Origin of the sequence: Flaviramulus sp. BrNp1-15 (assembly GCF_022259695.1) — a bacterium.
Classification (GTDB): domain Bacteria; phylum Bacteroidota; class Bacteroidia; order Flavobacteriales; family Flavobacteriaceae; genus BrNp1-15.
In genome coordinates this window covers 1194542-1215851 of record NZ_CP092099.1, presented here as the reverse complement: position 1 = coordinate 1215851, position 21310 = coordinate 1194542, and the positions used below count along the sequence as shown (strand labels likewise).

Annotated in this window: 20 protein-coding genes; 10 read left to right on the top strand and 10 right to left on the bottom strand. The window is 31.5% G+C overall.

Translation table 11 applies throughout. The features are described 5' to 3' along the window. Nucleotides 1-732: a porin family protein gene (locus MBM09_RS05425; RefSeq protein ID WP_238675827.1), complete on the top strand. Its 732-nt coding sequence runs from the start codon at nt 1-3 to the stop codon at nt 730-732. Between the two features lie 4 nt (nt 733-736). On the opposite strand, the gene MBM09_RS05420 is transcribed toward MBM09_RS05425, so the two are convergent. Further along, a complete protein-coding gene (locus MBM09_RS05420; protein ID WP_238675826.1) occupies nt 737-1456 on the bottom strand; it encodes an RNA methyltransferase in 720 nt (239 codons plus the stop codon). Between the two features lie 224 nt (nt 1457-1680). Between MBM09_RS05420 and MBM09_RS05415 the strand changes: the two genes are divergently transcribed. The 5 genes from MBM09_RS05415 to MBM09_RS05395 all read left to right on the top strand — a co-directional run bounded on the left by MBM09_RS05415 (nt 1681) and on the right by MBM09_RS05395 (nt 9340). Further along, a complete protein-coding gene (locus MBM09_RS05415) occupies nt 1681-4197 on the top strand; it encodes a BamA/TamA family outer membrane protein (protein ID WP_370569721.1) in 2517 nt (838 codons plus the stop codon). 122 nt (nt 4198-4319) lie between these two features. Beyond that, nucleotides 4320-5387 carry a class II fructose-bisphosphate aldolase gene (gene fbaA / locus MBM09_RS05410; RefSeq protein ID WP_238675824.1) on the top strand — a complete coding sequence of 356 codons (1068 nt, stop codon included), beginning with the start codon at nt 4320-4322 and terminating at the stop codon, nt 5385-5387. 289 nt (nt 5388-5676) lie between these two features. Beyond that, a complete protein-coding gene (gene accD, locus MBM09_RS05405) occupies nt 5677-6534 on the top strand; it encodes an acetyl-CoA carboxylase, carboxyltransferase subunit beta (protein ID WP_238675823.1) in 858 nt (285 codons plus the stop codon). Nucleotides 6535-6663: 129 nt separating this feature from the next. Then, a complete protein-coding gene (rpsO, locus tag MBM09_RS05400; RefSeq protein WP_238675822.1) occupies nt 6664-6933 on the top strand; it encodes a 30S ribosomal protein S15 in 270 nt (89 codons plus the stop codon). Nucleotides 6934-7087: 154 nt separating this feature from the next. Next, on the top strand, nt 7088-9340 hold the full coding sequence (locus tag MBM09_RS05395) for a polyribonucleotide nucleotidyltransferase (protein WP_238675821.1): 2253 nt from the start codon (nt 7088-7090) through the stop codon (nt 9338-9340). Between the two features lie 160 nt (nt 9341-9500). Here MBM09_RS05395 and MBM09_RS05390 read toward each other — a convergent pair whose 3' ends face one another. Further along, complete coding sequence (locus tag MBM09_RS05390) at nt 9501-10031, bottom strand: hypothetical protein (protein WP_238675820.1); 531 nt, start codon at nt 10029-10031, stop codon at nt 9501-9503. 274 nt (nt 10032-10305) lie between these two features. Here MBM09_RS05390 and MBM09_RS05385 point away from each other — a divergent pair, with 274 nt between their 5' ends. The 4 genes from MBM09_RS05385 (at nt 10306) to rpe (ending at nt 13655) form a co-directional block, all read left to right on the top strand. Next, complete coding sequence (locus tag MBM09_RS05385; RefSeq protein ID WP_238675819.1) at nt 10306-11307, top strand: hypothetical protein; 1002 nt, start codon at nt 10306-10308, stop codon at nt 11305-11307. A 175-nt stretch (nt 11308-11482) separates the two neighbouring features. Then, nucleotides 11483-12346 carry an RNA polymerase sigma factor RpoD/SigA gene (locus tag MBM09_RS05380; protein ID WP_019387909.1) on the top strand — a complete coding sequence of 288 codons (864 nt, stop codon included), beginning with the start codon at nt 11483-11485 and terminating at the stop codon, nt 12344-12346. 211 nt (nt 12347-12557) lie between these two features. Next, a complete protein-coding gene (locus MBM09_RS05375; protein ID WP_238675818.1) occupies nt 12558-12947 on the top strand; it encodes a BLUF domain-containing protein in 390 nt (129 codons plus the stop codon). A 45-nt stretch (nt 12948-12992) separates the two neighbouring features. Next, the gene (gene rpe / locus MBM09_RS05370; protein WP_238675817.1) at nt 12993-13655 is read left to right on the top strand and encodes a ribulose-phosphate 3-epimerase; all 663 of its coding nucleotides are present in this window, start codon (nt 12993-12995) and stop codon (nt 13653-13655) included. On the opposite strand, the gene MBM09_RS05365 is transcribed toward rpe, so the two are convergent. From MBM09_RS05365 to MBM09_RS05330, 8 genes are all read right to left on the bottom strand, one after another. Next, a complete protein-coding gene (locus tag MBM09_RS05365; protein ID WP_238675816.1) occupies nt 13652-14071 on the bottom strand; it encodes an HPP family protein in 420 nt (139 codons plus the stop codon). The two genes, rpe and MBM09_RS05365, sit on opposite strands and share 4 nt — an antisense overlap. Before the next feature lie 102 nt (nt 14072-14173). Then, the gene (locus tag MBM09_RS05360; protein WP_238675815.1) at nt 14174-14593 is read right to left on the bottom strand and encodes a CBS domain-containing protein; all 420 of its coding nucleotides are present in this window, start codon (nt 14591-14593) and stop codon (nt 14174-14176) included. Between the two features lie 75 nt (nt 14594-14668). Next, nucleotides 14669-15502, bottom strand: coding sequence for a zinc-dependent peptidase (locus tag MBM09_RS05355; RefSeq protein WP_238675814.1), 834 nt, complete (start codon nt 15500-15502; stop codon nt 14669-14671). Nucleotides 15503-15663: 161 nt separating this feature from the next. Further along, nucleotides 15664-16935 carry an alginate export family protein gene (locus tag MBM09_RS05350; protein WP_238675813.1) on the bottom strand — a complete coding sequence of 424 codons (1272 nt, stop codon included), beginning with the start codon at nt 16933-16935 and terminating at the stop codon, nt 15664-15666. Between the two features lie 46 nt (nt 16936-16981). Then, on the bottom strand, nt 16982-17809 hold the full coding sequence (locus MBM09_RS05345) for an ABC transporter ATP-binding protein (protein ID WP_238675812.1): 828 nt from the start codon (nt 17807-17809) through the stop codon (nt 16982-16984). A 12-nt stretch (nt 17810-17821) separates the two neighbouring features. Then, nucleotides 17822-18667 (bottom strand): ABC transporter ATP-binding protein, encoded by an 846-nt coding sequence (locus tag MBM09_RS05340; RefSeq protein ID WP_238675811.1) that lies wholly within the window; start codon nt 18665-18667, stop codon nt 17822-17824. An 18-nt stretch (nt 18668-18685) separates the two neighbouring features. Continuing rightward, nucleotides 18686-19792 carry an ABC transporter permease gene (locus tag MBM09_RS05335; RefSeq protein WP_238675810.1) on the bottom strand — a complete coding sequence of 369 codons (1107 nt, stop codon included), beginning with the start codon at nt 19790-19792 and terminating at the stop codon, nt 18686-18688. A gap of 28 nt (nt 19793-19820) precedes the next feature. After that, a complete protein-coding gene (locus MBM09_RS05330; protein ID WP_238675809.1) occupies nt 19821-21194 on the bottom strand; it encodes a CmpA/NrtA family ABC transporter substrate-binding protein in 1374 nt (457 codons plus the stop codon). Between the last annotated feature and the right edge of the window lie 116 nt (nt 21195-21310).

Sequence of the window (21310 nt, the reverse complement as noted above, 5' to 3'; positions counted from 1 at the left end):
ATGAAGCATTTTTTTGCATTAATATCATTTTTATTTATAATTCAAACATCTAACGCTCAGCTTTTTAAAAAAGAAAAAGTGACTTATGACGCTAATCAAGGTCGTGGTTCTACCGATAATAGATTATTGCGTTGGGGGTATTTTTTAGGAATTAGTAATTACGACTTTAACTTTGATTATAATGAAGATTTACGTGATATATATGTAAAAAGAAGCCCTGGTTTTAATGTGGGTTTAATAGGAAACTTGCGTGTAAACAGCTTTATAGATTTACGCTTAGAACCCGGTTTGTTAATTACTACTAGAGAGCTTTATTACAGCCAACAATATTTTGATGGTGTACCAGATGTAAAAAGTTCTGATTTAATTAGAGAAGTAAAATCTACCTACATTCATATTCCTTTATTGGTAAAAATTTCAACTAAACGTATAAATAATTTTAAACCTTTTGTTGTGGGTGGTTTTTCTACAGCATTAAACCTTTCGAGTAATGAAAATAACCCTGAAGATAATAGTAATGGACAATTTAGAACCACAAAAAACTCCTTGTTTTACGAACTTGGTTTTGGTATAGATTTTTACCTATACAATTTTAAGTTTACACCTTCTATTCGTGGTATTTTTGGAATTAACGATGAATTGGTTAGAGATAAAGACCCTAATAGTCCTTGGACAAGTAACATTACCAGCATGAAAACCCGAGGAGTTTTTGTAAATTTTACGTTTCAGTAAAAATTTATCTTCTCTTAAATTCGCTTAACAAAATAGCCGTTGCAGTAGCTACATTTAAACTTTCGGTAGCTTGTAAGTCTCCAAATCTAGGTATTGAAATTTTTTCGCTAATTATAGCTTCAACGTCTTTTGAAACACCGTTTGCTTCATTTCCCATAACCAAAACTCCTTTTTCAGGTAATTGTTTAGAATAAACATTTTCACCTTCCATAAACGCTCCAAAAACTGGTGATTCTACTTCATTTAAAAAATCAACTACATCTACATAACTAATATTAACTCTTGTTATAGAACCCATTGTGGCTTGAATAACTTTTGGGTTAAAACAATCAACTGTCTCTTTACTACAAACCAAATCTTTAATACCAAACCAATCGCAGAGTCTAATTATAGTACCTAAATTCCCTGGATCTCGTATTGCATCAAGCACAACAATTAACCCATTTTTATCAATTGGTTTCGGATTGGGTATTTTAAAAATAGCAAGTGCTTTGTTGGGTGTTGTTAAGAAACTTATACGCTTTAAATCAGTTTCAGAAATTAAAATCTCCTGTTTGGCATCAATATTGAAGGTTTCTGTCGTATATAATGCATGAAGCGCTAAATTAGATTGCAACAATTCGTTTATTGTTTTAACACCTTCAACAACAAAAAAACCTTCTTGCTGTCTATATTTTTTTTGCTTTAAACGCGTTATTAATTTTATTTGATTTTTAGAAAGCATGCCTTCTTTATTAATTTTTTATAAAGAAAAGAAAATACACTTAGCAATGAATTATTTAAATCATTTTTTTTCAATTAGAATGATGTATTTTTGAATCTGTAAATTAGGTATTACTAATTATCATAATTAATTTTTTCATTTTTAATGAACCAAAAAGAAATTCTTCAATTCAAAAGTATGTTCAATATTAGCTAATGAAACAGCATTTTTTTAAAATACTAATATTGATTCTCTTATTTGGATGGTTTATGTCCTGTGACACCGTAAAACGAGTTGCAGAAAACGAGCATTTGCTCACCAAAAACACAGTAGTTGTTAATGGCAAAAAAGACAAAACTGAAACCCTAAATAATTTATTATACCAAGAACCTAACAGCAAGTTACCTGTAATAGGTAATTTAAGACTTCATATATTTAATTTAGCACGCCCAAACCGAGATTCACTTTTTGAGGCATGGTTAGATAAAAACCCTAAACGTAGAACTCGTTTAGAAAAAGCATTATCTAAAAAACAGGTTGATAAAATAAAAGAATCCGCACTTGGATTTAATCAGTGGTTAAAAAAAACAGGGGAAGCACCTGTTGTTGTCGATGAGGAAAAAACAAAAAGGTCTGTTAAACGACTTCAAGATTATTACATAAATAATGGCTGGTTTGATGTTGAAGCTAATTATGATATTATTAAAAATGAAGATAAGCATGCAGAAGTAGAATATAATGTTAATACTGGTAACGCTTATGTTATTGATACCATCTCAGAAACAATAAAAACACCAATTATTGATACACTATATAAAAACATTAAAAAAGAATCTTTAATAAAACGATACGACCAATACAGAACTTCAAATTTTGATCAGGAACGTGATAGAATTTCCAATGAATTACGTAACTCTGGTATCTATCATTTTAATCAAGATTACATCACTTTTGAAATGGACACCATTGGTTCTAACGAAAAAGTTAATGTGGATGTCATTATTCAAAATAGAGCTATAAGGACTCCCGATTCAATAAGACGTGAACCTTTTGAGGTTTATAAAATAAGAGATGTTAATGTAATAACCGATTATACTTTTGAAAACAGAGGTAAACCATTTCAAGACTCCATATATTACAATGGTTATAAAATATACAGTTATGATAAAATGCGTTTTAGACCAAAAGCTTTAACAGACGCCATATTTATTAATCCAGGTGGTATTTTTAGAGACATAGACCGCACGAGAACATACAGATATTTAAATGAATTACGCACTTTTAAATACCCTAATATTGAATATATTGAGAATTCTGACAATACTTTAACTGATACCATTAGGTTAACACCTTTAAAAAAATTCAGTTTAGGTTTTAGTGCTGATGTTTCTCAAAGCAATATTCAAACTGTTGGATTTTCATTAAACCCGAGTTTACTTATCAGGAATATTTTTAGAGGGGCAGAAACACTCGAAATATCAGGAATTGCTTCCATTGGCGCTTCTAAAGATCCTAACAAAGGCGAAACCGATCCTTTTTTTGATATTTATGAATATGGCGTTGATTTAAAACTAACGATACCCAGGCTATTTTCACCTTTTTACACAGAAAGCATAGTACCAAAATACATGTCGCCAAGTACCAGAATTAATTTATCTACAACAAGTCAAACAAACATTGGTTTAGACAAACAAACGTTCAGTGGTATTTTAAGTTACAATTGGCACCCAAACCAAAAAGTATCTAATAGATTAGAAGTCTTCAACATGCAATATGTTAGAAATCTTAATGTAGAAAATTATTTTGGAGTATATAGCAATTCTTTTAATACTTTAAATCAAATCGCCAGAGATATTAACTATATTGATGATGATGAAAGTTTAAATCTCCCAAATTCAGAAAACCCAGTAAATGAAGCTGATATTTTTATAAATGATGTTGTAAATGACAACACCTCTCTAAATTCGAATGATGAGGATTACAAAACAGTTTCTGGTATTGAAGAACGTAAACAGCGTTTAACTGAAAACAACTTAATTTTATCCTCTAGCTTTAACTTTATAAATGATGAACGTACCAATTTATTTGATGAAGACTTTTCTATATTTCGTGCTAAACTAGAACTAGCAGGAAACCTATTATCAACAACATCAAGATTACTTGGATTAGAAAAAAACGATGGCCGTTACGAACTTTTTAATGTGGCCTACTCACAATACGTAAAAACAGAATTCGATTACACCAAACATTGGGATTTAGGCAGAAAAAATGTGCTTGCCATAAGAAGCTTTTTAGGTATCGCTATTCCCTATGGGAATTCAAATAGTATACCATTTTCTAAAAGTTTTTTTGCAGGTGGACCTAACGATAATCGTGCTTGGGCAGCATATAGCCTTGGCCCGGGAAGTTCTGAAACAACTAACGAGTTTAACGAAGCAAACTTAAAATTCTCATTTAGTGCAGAGCAACGCTTTAATATTTTTGAAAATTTAAATGGCGCTCTATTTATTGATACAGGAAATATATGGAATGTTTTAGATAATGTAGAAGATGAAAGAGCAACATTTTCTGGCTTTAACTCATTAAAAGACATAGCTGTAGGCTCTGGTTTTGGTTTGCGTTATGATTTTAGCTTTTTTGTATTTAGGTTCGATATTGGCTTTAAAACCTACGACCCTTCTTACAGAGATGAAAACAGATGGTTTAACGATTACAACTTCGCCAACGCTGTTTATAATATTGGTATAAACTACCCATTTTAACCTATTTACACTATAACGTTTTAGTTTACTTTTAGAGTTTTCAAAACATAAATCAGTAAAAACTTGTTTAAAATTGATTACTTTTGGTACCTATTAATTACAAATTAAAATAATTCAATAAAATGGGACACAATATAAAACCAGGTGTTGCTACTGGAAAGGAAGTTCAAGCTATTTTTAACCACGCAAAAGCAAATAACTACGCACTTCCTGCTGTTAATGTTATAGGTTCAGATACAATAAATGGTGTTTTAGAAACAGCAAGAGATTTAAACGCTCCTGTAATCATACAATTTTCTAACGGTGGCGCACAATTTAATGCCGGTAAAGGTTTAAGTAACGAAGGCCAAAAAGCAGCAATTGCAGGTGCTATTGCAGGCGCAAAACATGTTCATACCCTTTCAGAAGCTTATGGTGTTCCTGTTATTTTACATACAGATCACTGTGCTAAAAAACTACTACCTTGGATTGATGGTATGCTAGATGCCAGTGAAAAACATTTTGCAGAAACTGGGAAATCGCTTTTCAGTTCTCATATGATTGATCTTTCAGAAGAACCAATTGAAGAAAACATTGAAATCTGTAAAACCTATTTAAAGAGAATGTCTAAAATGGGCATGACTCTAGAAATTGAACTTGGTATTACAGGTGGTGAAGAAGATGGTGTAGATAATACAGATGTTGATGATTCTAAATTATACACTCAACCAGAAGAAGTAGCTTACGCTTACGAAGAGTTAAGTAAAGTAAGTGATCAATTTACAATTGCTGCTGCATTTGGTAACGTGCATGGAGTTTACAAACCTGGTAACGTAAAATTAACACCAAAAATTTTAAAGAATTCCCAAGAATACATTTCAAAAAAATATGGTGTTGAGCACAATCATATCGATTTTGTTTTTCACGGTGGTTCTGGTTCAACAGTTGAAGAAATTCGTGAAGGTATCAGCTACGGTGTAATTAAAATGAATATCGATACAGATTTACAATACGCATTTATGAGTGGTATTCGTGATTATATGGGTGATAAAGCTGAATATTTAAAAAGTCAGATAGGAAATCCTGATGGAGATGATGTACCTAATAAAAAATACTACGATCCAAGAGTTTGGTTACGCGAAGGAGAAAAAACTTTTGTAGCCCGATTAAAAAAGGCATTCGAAGATTTAAATAATGTAAACACCTTATAAACATAGGTAAATTTACTACAAACAAACTCAAAAAGGTTTTGCAAAAAGCAAAACCTTTTTTATTTACAAAACTATTAATCAGCTAATTATAGCTATATGATTAATAAAATCAATAGGGTGTTACCCCAAAATTAAAAAAAGGTTTAATTTTGTAGTCGGGCTTGAAGTTAATCATGAGCATAGTCGAAAGATTATATTTTTTTCACTTTAGCAAAAAAGAATACCACTACAATCCCTAACGCAATTTACGATACTAAAGATTTTATAATCTAAAAAAATCATAAATCATATGTCTTGGTTTAAAAGAAAAACAAAAGGAATAACAACTACTACCGAAGAGAAGAAAGATACCCCAAAAGGGCTTTGGTACAAATCTCCAACTGGTAAAATAGTAGATACAGAAGAGTTAGAAAAAAACTTTTATGTAAGTCCAGAAGATGGTTATCACGTACGAATTGGTAGTAAAGAATACTTCGAAATTCTTTTTGATGATAATAAATTTAAAGAATTAGACGCCAACTTAGAATCTAAGGATCCATTAAAGTTTGTTGACACTAAAAAATATCCAGATCGCTTAAAAGCTGCACAAGAGAAAACTAAATTAAAAGACGCTGTAAGAATAGCCGTTGGTAAATCTAAAGGAAAAGATTTAGTGGTAGCTTGTATGGATTTTGCTTTTATTGGTGGTTCTATGGGAAGCGTTGTGGGCGAAAAAATTGCTCGAGCTGCAGATTATTCTTTAAAGAAAAAAATACCATTAATGGTTATTTCAAAATCAGGTGGCGCTCGTATGATGGAAGCTGCATTATCATTAATGCAATTAGCAAAAACTTCTGTAAAATTAGCACAATTAGCAGATGCATCAATTCCTTATATTTCACTTTGTACAGATCCAACTACTGGAGGCACCACAGCTTCTTTTGCTATGTTAGGTGACATTAATATTAGTGAACCTGGTGCACTAATTGGTTTTGCTGGACCAAGAATAGTTAGAGATACTACAGGTAAAGAACTTCCTGAAGGATTTCAAACCTCAGAATTCTTATTAGAACATGGCTTTTTAGATTTTATTACTTTACGAAAAGACTTGAAAAATAAGGTTAATCAATATCTGGATTTAATATTAAATCAACCTTTAAGATCATAATATAAAAAGCGCCTAATTAGGCGTTTTTTCTTTTTATTAAATGTTCTTTCAAATGATTAAAATTTACTATATTTGCCGCTCGAAAGAAAGGCTTTCGTGTACATAAAAATCATTTACAATAATATTAGCATGTATTTATCAAAAGAAGCAAAAGAAAAAATGTTTGCAAAACACGGTAAAGGAAAAAACGATACCGGTTCTGCTGAAGGACAAATTGCGTTATTTACGCACAGAATTAATCACTTAACAGAACACTTAAAAAACAATCGTAAAGATTATAATACTGAGCGTTCTCTAGTAAAACTAGTTGGTAAACGTCGTGCTTTACTAGATTACTTAACTAAGAAAGATATCTTAAGATATCGTGCCATAGTAAAAGAATTAGGATTAAGAAAATAAAAAAAGAGGCTTTTACAGCCTCTTTTTTGTTTTAAATATAACTCTGCGTAGAGTATAAACTCGCATTGAAGAAGCTAATTATTAGTTTTTCATTGGTCACACAACAACTACACAACAACACAACGACCATTGTTTAATTAGAATTAAAAAATTTATGATTCCAAAAGTTTTTAGAGAGGTCATAGACCTTGGTGATGGCAGAGAAATCTCCATCGAAACCGGAAAATTAGCAAAACAAGCTCATGGTAGTGTTGTAGTGCAATCTGGAAAATGTATGTTATTATGTACAGTTGTTTCCAATTACAAACAAGCAGATGTTGACTTTTTACCTTTAACGGTTGATTATAGAGAAAAATTTGCTGCTGCTGGACGTTATCCAGGAGGTTTCTTTAAAAGAGAAGCAAGACCAAGTGACGGAGAAGTTTTAACCATGCGTTTAGTAGACCGTGTTTTACGTCCGTTATTCCCAAAAGATTACCATAGCGAAACCCAAGTTATGATTCAATTAATGTCTCATGATGATGAAGTTATGCCAGATGCTATGGCAGGTTTAGCAGCTTCGGCAGCTATTCAATTATCAGATTTCCCTTTTGAGTGCCCAATTTCTGAAGCTAGAGTTGGTCGTATTAATGGTGAATTCGTTATCAACCCAACTAGAGCTCAATTAGCAGAATCTGACATCGATATGATGATTGGAGCATCTGCTGATTCTGTAATGATGGTTGAAGGTGAAATGGATGAGATTTCTGAAGAAGAAATGACTGAAGCAATCAAGTTTGCACACGAAGCTATAAAAGTACAATGTGCTGCTCAAGTTAAATTAGCTGAAGCATTCGGTAAAAAAGAAACTCGTGAATATGAGCCAGAAAGAGAAGATGAAGATTTAGCGAAGAAAATTCATGACATGGCATATGATAAAGTGTATGCTGTAGCAAAAGCAGGTTCGTCTAAACATGAAAGAGGCGCTGCCTTTGCTGAAATAAAAGAAGAAATTATAGCATCTTTTTCTGAAGAAGAACAAGAGGATTTTGGAGGATTAATTTCTAAATATTACAGTAAAGCAGAAAAAACGGCTGTTCGTGATTTAACCTTAAATGAAGGTTTACGTTTAGATGGTCGTAAGACTGATGAAATTAGACCAATCTGGTGTGAAGTAGATTACTTACCATCAACTCATGGTTCTGCAATTTTTACACGTGGAGAAACTCAAGCTTTAGCCACTGTTACTTTAGGTACCAGTAGAGAAGCAAACCAAATAGATATGCCATCTTTTGAAGGCGAAGAGCGTTTCTATTTACACTATAACTTCCCTCCTTTTTCAACAGGTGAAGCAAGACCTATTCGTGGAACATCTCGTAGAGAAGTTGGTCATGGTAATTTAGCTCAACGTGCTTTAAAAGGTATGGTTCCTGAGGATTGTCCGTATACAGTTCGTGTAGTTTCAGAAGTATTAGAATCTAACGGTTCGTCTTCAATGGCAACAGTTTGTTCTGGTACTATGGCACTTATGGATGCTGGTGTACAATTAAAGAAGCCTGTTTCTGGTATCGCCATGGGATTAATTACCGATGTTGATTCTGGAAAATATGCAGTATTATCAGATATTTTAGGTGATGAAGATCACTTAGGTGATATGGACTTTAAAGTAACTGGTACTTCAGATGGTATTACAGCATGCCAAATGGATATTAAGGTGAAAGGATTATCGTACGAGATTTTAGTAAATGCACTAAAACAAGCTCGTGATGGTCGTTTACATATATTAGAGAAATTGACTGATACTATTCCTGCACCTGCTGCAGATGTTAAAGGTCATGCTCCTAAAATGGTAACTAGACGTATTCCTAACGAATTTATTGGTGCTTTAATTGGTCCTGGTGGAAAAGTAATTCAAGAATTACAAAAAGAAACTGGAACTACTATTGTTATTAATGAAGATCCTGTAACAGAAGAAGGTATTGTTGAAGTTTTAGGTGTTGGTAATGAAGGCATTGATGCAGTTTTAGCAAAAATAGATTCATTAATGTTCAAACCACAAGTTGGTAGCGTTTACGAAGTAAAAGTTATTAAAATGCTTGATTTTGGTGCTGTTGTAGAATATACTGAAGCTCCAGGAAATGAAGTATTATTACACGTTAGTGAATTAGCTTGGGAACGTACAGAAAATGTATCTGACGTTGTGAATATGGGAGATGTTTTTGATGTGAAATACTTTGGTGTAGATCCAAGAACACGTAAAGAAAAAGTATCTCGTAAAGCTATTTTACCAAAACCAGAAGGTTATGTTGCAAGACCACCAAGAGATGATAAACGTTCTGGTGGACGTGATAACAGAGGTAGAGATAATCGCGGACGTGATAATCGTCGTGACGATAGAAAACCTAGAGAAGAAAAGAAGGAAGATTAAGTTTTTTTAATCTTGCAATATTAGAAAGCCTAACAGTGATGTTAGGCTTTTTTGTTTTTTTCTTTCTAGTTTATTGCCCTAATCAAATGAATTGGCTTAAAACGCAACTAATCTTTTATAAACACGTTAGCAACTATTTGGCTAAAATCATAAAAACAAATTAAATACTACATTTAACAGCAACTAAGTCGCAACAAGTTGATGGGAAACACAAATCCGTAAATGGTATACATCTAGTACAATCATAACATTTAAACTGAAACTCACAACCAAATATACCTAATCCGCCAAACCTACCTAAACCACCCAAAACACCTTTTCTCAGTGCAGTTTCATTTTTTGAATTTGGATCTTTTGAATTGTTTTTAGTTTCATTGCATTCGCAATCCTTGTCTGATGCTTTAGTTGAAATTGCCGAATGCATTTGGGTTAGTAACTGAAATGCTACTTTTGTCAAAGAATCTTTAGGTTCTTTAAATTTGATTAGTGCAACCTTGTATTCGTTTCCATTACCACTTGCAGTACCTACGATTTTGGCTTTATCTATCATATCAAGCGGAACATTAATCCATTCGCTTAAACCATTTTGACATACTTTTAACACCCCTTCCTTTGTTCCTTTTTCTATGACCGCAACAAAGTAAAAGCTCTCTTCTGTGATTTGTAACTCTGATGATGCAGAGTCCTTCAACTGGTTTGGTGAAATAAAACTCATAATTTACATATTTAAAAGATTAATATTAATTTAGGTATAAAATTATTTTATTATCAAATACTTTTTAATTCATAATTTCTTGGTATTAAATTGTACATTCAATATTTAATTAGTTAGATGTAGGATAGATTAGTTTTTCAAACTTAATTTGTAATAATTGATAATCGTTTCATCAAAATGATAAAAGAATAATTTATTTTTCTTATTTTTCACAAAACACCTTGCTTCCCTACTTGTAATTTTTGAAATAATGCAAGAAAAATTTATCCAATATCTAAAAGCTAAAGCGCAAGACAATACCTCATTCGTTGAAGAAATAGCCAGTGTTTTAGATATAGGTTATGATGCAGCTTACAGACGCATTAATCTAAAAACCAACTTATCTTTAGAAGAAGGCGTAAAACTTGCCAAGCATTATAAAATATCTTTAAACAAGTTGTTTGAAGTTGGTAGTAAAACAACAATTATTACGGATTTATCACCTCAAATACATAATATACAAGGTTTAGAATTATGGCTAAAGCAATCGTATAATAATGTTTATCCATTAACAAAGTTAAAAAGTGCTACTATTATTTATTCTGCAAAAGACATTCCTCTATTTCATACATTAAAAGACTCTTATTTATCTCGCTATAAAATGTATGTATGGTTAAAAGATGTGGATCCTGAAATGACCAGAAGCAAAATTACTTTTGATGATTTTGTAAAAAATATTCCTGAATCCCTTCTAAAAAACGCATTTAAATTAGGAGAAATTTACAAAGACATTAATATTACTGAGATATGGAATAACACTACTATAAATGGTTCCTTACAACAAGTACTTTACTATTTTGAAGCTGGTGTTCTTTCAAAAGAATTGGCTTTATTAATTTGTAAAGATATTGAAGATGTGGTGCATCTTATAGAAAAACAAGCTATCCAACAATGTCTAGTTGGTTCAAAAAATAAATCGATATATAATTTATATATTAACGATATTCATACAATGAGCAACACTGTTATGGTAAAAACACCACATCAAAAGGTGTTTTTTACGCCTTTTACTGTAATAAGTTACTTTAAAATTGAACATCAGCCAACATGTGAACTTATGCATGAGTTTTTTGAGAAACAAATGAGCATTTCTAAATTATTGGTTAATGCAGGGGAAAAAGATCGTTCGCTATTTTTTAACAGAATGCACCAAAAAATTAATAGATTAAGAGAGCGCATCATTATCGATAATGATGCGTTTGATTTTGAATAAGCACTAATTAACAACACTTTAACAACTACAATGTGACTTTTTTAATTTATATGAGTCCAAATATTAGAAGGAAATTAAATAAAACATACATTTTTTTGTAACATTTATTAAACCTTTTACGTATAACTATTGAATGCCCTAAATATTCACAAATTAAATTACAGGAGAACATTAAATGAGACAACTTAAAATTACGAAGCAGGTAACCAATAGAGAAACCGCTTCGTTAGATAAATATCTGCAAGAAATTGGAAAAGTTGACTTAATTACCGCAGACGAAGAAGTAGAATTAGCACAACGCATTAAAGCAGGAGATCAAATTGCTTTAGAAAAATTAACAAAAGCTAATTTACGTTTCGTAGTATCGGTAGCTAAGCAATACCAAAACCAAGGTTTAACATTACCAGATTTAATTAATGAAGGTAATTTAGGTTTAATCAAAGCGGCTCAACGTTTTGATGAAACACGTGGTTTTAAATTTATTTCTTATGCTGTTTGGTGGATTCGTCAATCGATTCTTCAAGCTTTAGCTGAACAATCTCGTATTGTACGTTTACCATTAAATAAAATTGGTTCTATTAACAAGATTAATAAAACATTTGCCTTTTTAGAGCAAAGTCATGAGCGTCCACCTTCTGCTGAAGAAATCGCAAAAGAATTGGATATGACAATTAACGATGTTAAAGAGTCTATGAAAAATTCTGGTCGTCATGTAAGTATGGATGCGCCTCTAGTTGAAGGAGAAGATTCCAACTTATACGATGTACTAAACAGTGGAGAATCTCCAAACCCAGATAAAGAATTATTACACGAATCTTTACGTACAGAAATTGAGCGTGCTTTAGAAACATTAACGCCTCGTGAAGCAGATGTAATTCGTTTATATTTTGGTTTAGGAAACCAGCACCCAATGACTCTAGAAGAAATTGGTGAAACGTTCGATTTAACTAGAGAACGTGTACGTCAAATAAAAGAAAAAGCTATTCGTAGATTAAAACATACGTCTAGAAGCAAAATATTGAAAACATATTTAGGATAGTAATTTTTTTATAAGAATTACGACTAAATTACAGTAACAAACAGTTACACATAACTGTTCGTTTTTTGATTGATGAAAGAACCCCCGGCTGATTACCGGGGGTTTATTTTTTAAATAAACCAATCAAAAGTCATGTTTTTAAATCTTTATGAATTCTAATTTTACATGATTAAATGAAGTAATTGCTATTATGTTAAAAACAATATGTTACATGAGTGACTCAAGAAATTATGAGTCACTAGAAAACCTCAAAGCTTTATACACAAAAGCAAAGGAAAATAATGCTAAACATAATATAACTGGAGTTTTAATTTACCACAATGGAAATTTTCTACAAGTACTAGAAGGACAAAGAGACCATGTAGATTATACATATGAAAAAATTAGATTAGATTCTAGACATAAGAACATTCTTAAAGTAATTAATATTGATGTGGAACAACGTATTTTTGAAGATTATAATTTTGGATTTACCGTTGTTGATGATATTAAGGAATTTAACCAACTTCATGAATATCTTGAATGGTTAAAAAATGCAGAAAACAAACTTGCTAATAAAGTAATCACAATGGTAGAAAATTTTATTCGTACCATCGGCTAAAGAATCTGTAAAACATGTATTTTTGTCTATACAAACCAGACAACTATGAATTCTAAATTAATAGCACCTTCAATTTTAGCAGCAGATTTTGCCAATCTCCAACGTGATATAGAAATGGTAAATAAAAGTGAAGCTGATTGGTTTCATATAGATATTATGGACGGTGTGTTTGTACCTAATATTTCTTACGGGATGCCTGTTCTAAAAGCTATTACAAAACATGCTAAAAAAACTATTGATGTACATTTAATGATTATAGATCCTGACAGATATATTAAAACTTTCGCTGAATTAGGAAGTAATATATTAACTGTGCATTATGAAGCTTGTACACATTTACATAGAACACTACAAGCTATTAAAGCAGAAGGTATGAAAGCTGGTGTAGCACTAAACCCTCATACTAATATTAATGTTTTAGAAGACACTATAAATGATATAGATTTAGTCCTTATTATGAGTGTTAATCCTGGTTTTGGTGGACAAAGTTTTATTGAAAACACGTACAATAAAATAAAACAGCTAAAAACATTGATTGATAAAAAAGGTGCTTCTACTATTATTGAAATTGATGGTGGTGTTACAAACAAAAATATTAAACAATTAGTTGATACTGGCGCTGATGTTTTTGTAGCTGGTAGTCACGTTTTTAAAAGTAATAATCAAACTGAAACTATTAAAGAATTAAAAACAATTGCTAATTCTTAAAATTGTTTTACTAAATAGTATAGTAAATCTGTAGTGGTCACTATACCTACCAAAGTTCCTTCATCAACTACTGGTAAAGCATGAAATTCTCGTTCTGCTAAAATTTGTGCTACTTCTTTTATACTGGTATCACTGGTAACGGTAACTACATTTTTAACCATAACTTGTTCTATGGTAAACATATTATATACCACAGAATCGACATTACCATTAGAATCGTCTGAAGTTTCAGCAAAACTAATTCGCATTAAATCTGTATAACTAAGCATTCCAATAATAGTTTCACCAGAAACTACAGGCATATGCTTTATTTTGTGTCTGTTAAAAAGAGTTTCTGCTCGTTGTAAATCGTCAGATCTTGTTAATGCAATAATATTTTTAGTCATTATATCTGATACTGGCGCGCTTTGTCTCATCCTTAATAAATTTAATTACAAAGTAAAGTTAACTTAAAATCTTATATAGTTATATGACAAAAATCATCTAACCATTATATTCAATGATGATATAAAAATAAATTAAAATTGTTTAAGTAAATATTTAATGAGATCTGTTGTTGTTATTATACCAACAAGTTTGTTATTATCAACTACAGGTAAAGCATGAAACTCTTTTGTTGACAAGATTTCTGCGACTTCTTTTATAGATTTAGATGACGGAACGGTAACAATATTACTCTTCATTACTTGTTTTATAGTAAACATATTATAAACCAAAGCATCGGTATCTCCATCTACATCATTAGAAAAATCTGTAAAACTTAATCTAAGTAAATCTGTTTGACTTAACATTCCAACAACTACATTATCTGTTACCACAGGTATATGTCTTATATGATGTTTTTTAAAAAGATGCTCTGCCTTTTCAAGACTGTCATTCTTTTTCAAAGTAATAACATGTTCAGTCATTATCATTGAAATTGGCGATTTTCGTATCATGACATTAAATTTTAAGTTTTGTTACCTCTAAAATTATTAAACTAAAAGTTAAAAATTCATGATAAATATCATACACTAATATCCTGCGAAATTAAAATTTAGCATTTGTTTGGTTTTATTGTAAATATCTGGGAATAAAGCTCTAAACTCATTAGGTGTTTCTATAAAGTTTTCTATGAGCACTGAAAGAAATTCAAATTGATTAGTAAAAGCATATTCTCTAAAATATCCTGAGTCTATGAGTTTTTTACGTAAGGTTTCATTTCTTGAAATAAAAGTTGTTAGTTCTTTAAAAGTGTCTAAAAATATAATTGAACTTACATCACGATCTTTTAAACTACTTAAATGAATTGCATGTGTAAACTCATGAATTCCTAAATTTAAATTATCATTTTCATCATCAAACCCAAGCTTAAAATCTTCCCAAGATAATACTAGTGTTTTTAATTTTGGATTAAATTCTCCCTTATGATAAACACTGTTAGTATTTGAAAAAAACTCATTTGGATAAATAACAATTTTTGAAATAAAATCAATATAAAAATCTCTAAACCCAAAAGTTAGCATTATTGCTGTTGCAGAAACAAGAACTTTAATTTCATCAGTAATCTCAAAATCCTCTCTACCAATAAAATCTTTATCTTTTATGAAAGAAGATACACGATGCTCAAAATAACGCTTTTCTTTATCTGTAAGTTTTTTATAAAATGGAAATTGATTTTTTAAAACAGATTTCTCTTCTTTATTTAATTTTTTCAAATTAAAATAAAAGTGATTATATAATGGTTTTTTATACTTTAAAACATATGCCATTTCAACCATTTTAAATGTATAACGCAAGAAAATAACAAGCATTATTACAAAGAAAATATAGAGAATTATTTTACTTGTGATATCAAAATTTTCCATTAATAATGATTAAGTCATTCCAAAAACTAACGTTAATATATTTATTAAAATTTTAATTTGATTTTAAAAATACAAGGATTTATTTAAATAAGGATCAAATAAAAAGCCCTGAACTTTAAAATAAAAGTCCAGAGCCAACTAAAACAATTAAAAAATTACTGTTAGTTTATAAATTTAGGCTTAATAACTATCATTGCCCAAGCCCAATTTTGTCCGCTTGCTGCTTCTGCTTCGGTAACCCCTTTTAACTCATACATACCATCAGATGGAAATAAATGTGAATACCCCGCTACAAGGGCATACCCTTTAAACTGTTTTTTGTAAACTAAATCTATTTCGGTACCCAACGATTTTTCTCCACTTGCTAAATCTTGTTCTCCGCTAAAATTTAAAGCCTTAACCAATAAACTAGATGTTTCTCCTAATTTAAAGTTTGCACTTACGTGCACATCGAACAATCCAACTGAATTTGCATGATTACCTACGTAGAAGTAATCCATAAACCCATTAAATTTATGATTGGTTCCGTACAATGGAAAAAATGCTCCTGTTTTAGATGCATCTGTTTCGTCATTTCCACTAATAACCTCAACACCGGCTCCTAAAGTAACTTTATCAGAAGTTTTATAAGTTAAATCAAGACCTAACAAATAAGCACTTACGTCTTTGTATGATGTTCCATAAATTGCTTCACCAGTTTGCAAATAAGCATTTGCAGCTAAACCAAACGCCCCTTTATTATATTTTAAATAAGTACCAATTGTTTGCAAATTTGCTACATCATTTAAACCACTTGCATCATTTTGAAACCCGTTATTCATTAATAACAAACTACCAGAAAAATTTCCCCAAGCTTGACTTAAATGAGCCATTTGCATAGTTTTATAAGAGAAAAAACCTGATGTATTATACTGATTACCTACACTAACAAAACCTGTAGGATTAGAATAATCTTGATTAAAAGCGAAAGCAAGGTCTAAAACAAACTTATCTTTTTTATATTTTATTAATGCCGCATCATGATTACGCCCTTGCTGAGCCCAATCTAACCCTCCAAGGATACGCTGATCGTCATAAGACAATACTTGACGTCCTAATTTAGTAGACCATCCGCTGCCTAAATTTAGTTCTGCCCAAGCCTGAAAAACTGCAAATGAGTTATTTTGATCGTAAGGTAAAATTTGTCTGTTTTCTCCCCAAACCATAATATCTTGGAAGCTTAAGTATAATTTGTAAGCTTCTGTCTTATACCCAGCATTTAATCTTGCTCTGGCAGAAATACCAAATCCTGGTTCTGCAGCTTCTGGTATAATGCTTCCAAATCCATGACGGTATTCAGCTCTTGGTCTAAATTCTCCATCTAATGTAAATTGTGCTTGAGCTAATTGTATAAAACTCAGTAATAGTCCTAAAATTATGTATTGTTTTTTCATTACGTTCTTTGTTTTTAAGTTGTTAGTTTATATTCAATTTTTTGTTTTAATGTTCTAGAAAATCAATAAGATGTTTTCTGTATTTATAATAATCGTTGTGTTCTAAAACATCTTTGCGTGTTCTAGGTCTTTCAAAATCTATATTTAAAATATCTCCAATTTTTGCTCTAGGTCCACTTGTCATCATAACCACTCGGTCTGCTAAAAAAATAGCCTCATCTACATCATGAGTAATCATAACCGCTGTAATTTTTTCTTTATTCCATATTTCAATTAAAATATCTTGCAACTCACCTCTGGTTAAAGAATCTAACATTCCAAAAGGTTCATCTAACAATAACACTTTAGGTTTTATGGCAAATGCTCGTGCGATTCCAACACGTTGCTGCATCCCTTGAGATAACTCTGAAGCCTTTTTATTAAAAGCATCTTCTAGTCCAACCTTTTGAAGATAATATTTAGCAATATCGTTTCGTTGCGCTTTAGTTGCACTTGGAAATACTTGATTTACACCAAGTAAAACATTTTGAAGCGAGGTCATCCAAGGCATTAAACTAGGGGATTGAAAAATAACACCTCTATCTGGTCCTGGACCTTTTATATGACTACCTAATACTGAAATATTACCACCAGAAATAGGATTTAACCCAGCAATCATAGAAAGCATAGTAGTTTTACCACAACCAGAGTGCCCAATTATGGTTACAAATTCCTCCTTCATTATCTGAAGATTTAAATCTTCTAAAACTGTGTAATCACCTTTGGGCGTTGGGTATACTTTCTTAAGGTTTTTTAGATCCAACATAACTCTGGAAGGCTCAAAAAGACCATTTTCAATTCTTACTTCATTTTTATCTATTGTTGTTATACTCATAGCGTTCGTTTTTTAAAATCGTCCAACAAAACTTTTAGGCTCTAAATCTGGTAAAACAATTAAGTCTTGCGCTTCAGATTTTCTTTCGTTTCCTATATCCATTAAATATTCTATAATGGCATTTCGTGTTTTTTTGAAATTTGGATTATCATTAAGTTCAGTTTTATCTCTTGGGCGTTCTATTTCAATTTTAAATTCTGGTCCTAATGTTGCATTTGGTCCGGGTCTTAATGGTATAATTCTATCTGCCATATAAATACCTTCATCAACATCATTAGTAATCAACAAAGCTGTCCGCTTATCTTTACCCCAAATGTTTAAAATTTCATCTTGAAGATTTCCTCGAGTTAAAGCATCTAAAGCACCAAGAGGCTCATCCATAATTATCATTTCGGGTTTCATAGCCAAAGCTCTGGCTACAGCAACACGCTGACGCATTCCTCCTGATAATTCTTTTGGACGTTTGTTAATTGCAGGTGTTAAACTTACCATTTCAACATATTCTGCAACAATGCTTTTTAACTCCGTTTTACTTTTCTTTGGAAATGCTTCTTTAACAGCCATAAGCACATTCTGTTCTACTGTAAGCCATGGTAATAATGAGTAATTCTGAAAAATAACTCCTCGTTCATGACTAGTACCTGATACGGGTTCTCCCTTAAACAAAACTTCGCCAGATGTAGGTTGCAAAAGTCCGTTTATTAGGTTTACTAAGGTTGTTTTTCCGCTTCCCGTAAAACCAACAATGGCAACAAACTCCCCTTCTTCTATTGACAAGTTGATATTTGAAAGCACTTGAGTAGCATTATCACCTTGACCGTATGTTTTATAAATATTATTTAATTCTAAATATGCCATAACTCTTTTTGTATCAGATTAAATTCCATCATTTTTGTTGAATGACACCATATTTTGAATGGTTAACATGAGTCTATCTAAAAGGAAGCCTATAATTCCTATAACAAACATGGCAACAATAATTTTTGAGTTGGAATCGTTCGCACCATTTTGAAATTCTTCCCATACAAACGAACCTAAACCAGGACTTTGCGCCAGTAATTCTATAGCAATAAGTACCATCCACGCTACAGATAACGTAATACGCAACCCAGTAAAAATTAAGGGTAAAGACGATGGCAAAATAACTTTAAACACTTTTTGTGCAGGTCCTAATTTTAAAACCTTTGCAACATTTATATAGTCTTTATCTACAGAAGCTACACCCATTGCTGTGTTTACCAAAGTTGCCCACATAGAACATAAACCAACACTTATAAAAGAAATGATAAATGCACTATCTGAGTTTGAATCTTTAGTTAATGTTTTTACAATCATAAAAACCAACAATAGCCAAACTACTGGAGAAACGGGTTTAAAAATTTGAATTAACCAGTTAAAAGAACTTCTTAAGGTTTTACTTAATCCTATTATTATTCCTATAGGAACAGCTATTAGTAGCGCTAGTAAAAACCCTGCAAATACTGTTTTTAAACTAGTAAATATTTGATCTACGAATGACGGTCTACCAGTGTAAGTAATAGGGTCTTTACCTTCAGCTATTCGTTTTTCATTTAGCGCAGCTGTTTTTTCTTTAAATGCTAATTTATCTGCACTAATAATATTATGATCACGTAACAACGATTTATAAGACTCCCAAACTTGTGATGGTGAAGGCAACGTATTTGGTTGACAACTTATATCACCTGAAGCTATACATGCAGCCATTTCATCTGCTGCTACTTGTCCTTGGTCATCTAGTGCTTTTTGAATTTTATAGTTGGCTTCAACATCAAATAATGCTTTTGCCCCCATATGCCACAAGCCAATGAATAGGAATATTGACATAATAGGCACAATTACTTTACGTAAAAAGCTTCTATAGTCTTCTTTTTCTAGTTTACCAGTAAATAAATCTTTTAGTGTTCCTAAAAAACCCAAACCTACAAACTTGGATACTTTATTTAATGTTATACTCTGCTTCATAGCTTAATTGTTTTAGTTTTAGTGTATTTTATTTGTCTTTATTTCCTATTGAGAAACTGTTTATGTAACCAATTGGGTCTTTTGCATCGTAAGTAGTACCATCAATAAAATCGGAAGTAGCTGGTTTGTAACCATCTGTTTCTGGTATATCAGTTGCAGGTATATGACCTTCTTCTACTAAAATTTTTGCAGCTTTTTCCCAAATGTCTGGACGGTAGATATCTTTTATAGTTTCTGAATACCATTCTGCAGGTTTTGCTTCAGGAATTTGCCCCCAACGACGCATTTGAGTTAAAAACCATGTTCCATCTGAATAAAAAGGATAGGTTGCATTATACTTGTAAAACACATTAAAGTCTGGCATTTCACGTTTGTCTCCTTTTTCGAATTCAAATGTACCCGTCATGGAGTTTGCTAAAACCACTTCATCTGCACCTACATATTGTGGCATTGATAATATTTTTACAGCTTCTGGTCTGTTTCCTGGTTCATCTAACCATTTTCCTGCTCTAATTAAAGCTTTAGTTACTGCTATAGCCGTATTAGGATTCTCTTCAACAAACTTTTTTGTCATTACAAATACTTTTTCAGGATTGTTCTTCCAGATATCGTAATTTGTAGTTACAGGTACACCAATTCCTTTAAATACTGCTTGTTGGTTCCAAGGTTCACCTACACAATACCCATAAATAGTTCCTGCTTCAAGAGTTGCTGGCATTTGTGGTGGTGGTGTTACAGATAATAAAACTTCAGCATCTATTTGTCCTTGTACATTTTCTGCAGTATACATTCCTGGATGTATTCCAGCTGCTGCTAACCAATATCTTATTTCATAGTTGTGCGTAGATACAGGAAATACCATTCCCATTTTAAAAGCTTTACCTGAGTTTTTGTATTCTGTAATAACAGGTTTTAAAGCATCTGCTTTAATAGGATGAATAGGTTTTCCATCGGCGTCTTTTGGTACATTTGGTTTCATTTTAGACCAAACATCATTAGACACTGTAATACCATTACCGTTTAAATCCATTGAAAATGGAGTTACTAATTCAGCTTGACGACCAAATCCTGCACCAGCAGCAATAGGTTGTCCTGCTAACATATGAGAACCATCTAATTGCCCATCTATAACACGATCTAAAATATTTTTCCAGTTTGATTGAGCTTCAACCGAAACAAACAAACCTTCATCTTCAAAAAAACCTTTTTCTTTTGCAATGGCTAAAGGAGCCATGTCTGTTAGCTTGATAAAACCAAATGTTAATTGAGGTTTTTCTATTTCTAATGATGTTTTAGCTGGTGCTGCTGCTTCTGTAGTTTTCTTTTTGTCTTTTCCTCCACAAGAGACCACAAGCATTGCAATCGATAAGACCCAAATTGTTTTTGTAAATAAAGATTTCATATTGATAGTTTTTAGTTAATCTAAGTATTAATACTTATTTTTTGTCAAATATATAAGTAACATATATTCTATTTTATGGTAATGAACATGTTAATACCTCTTTTTAAAACATAAAA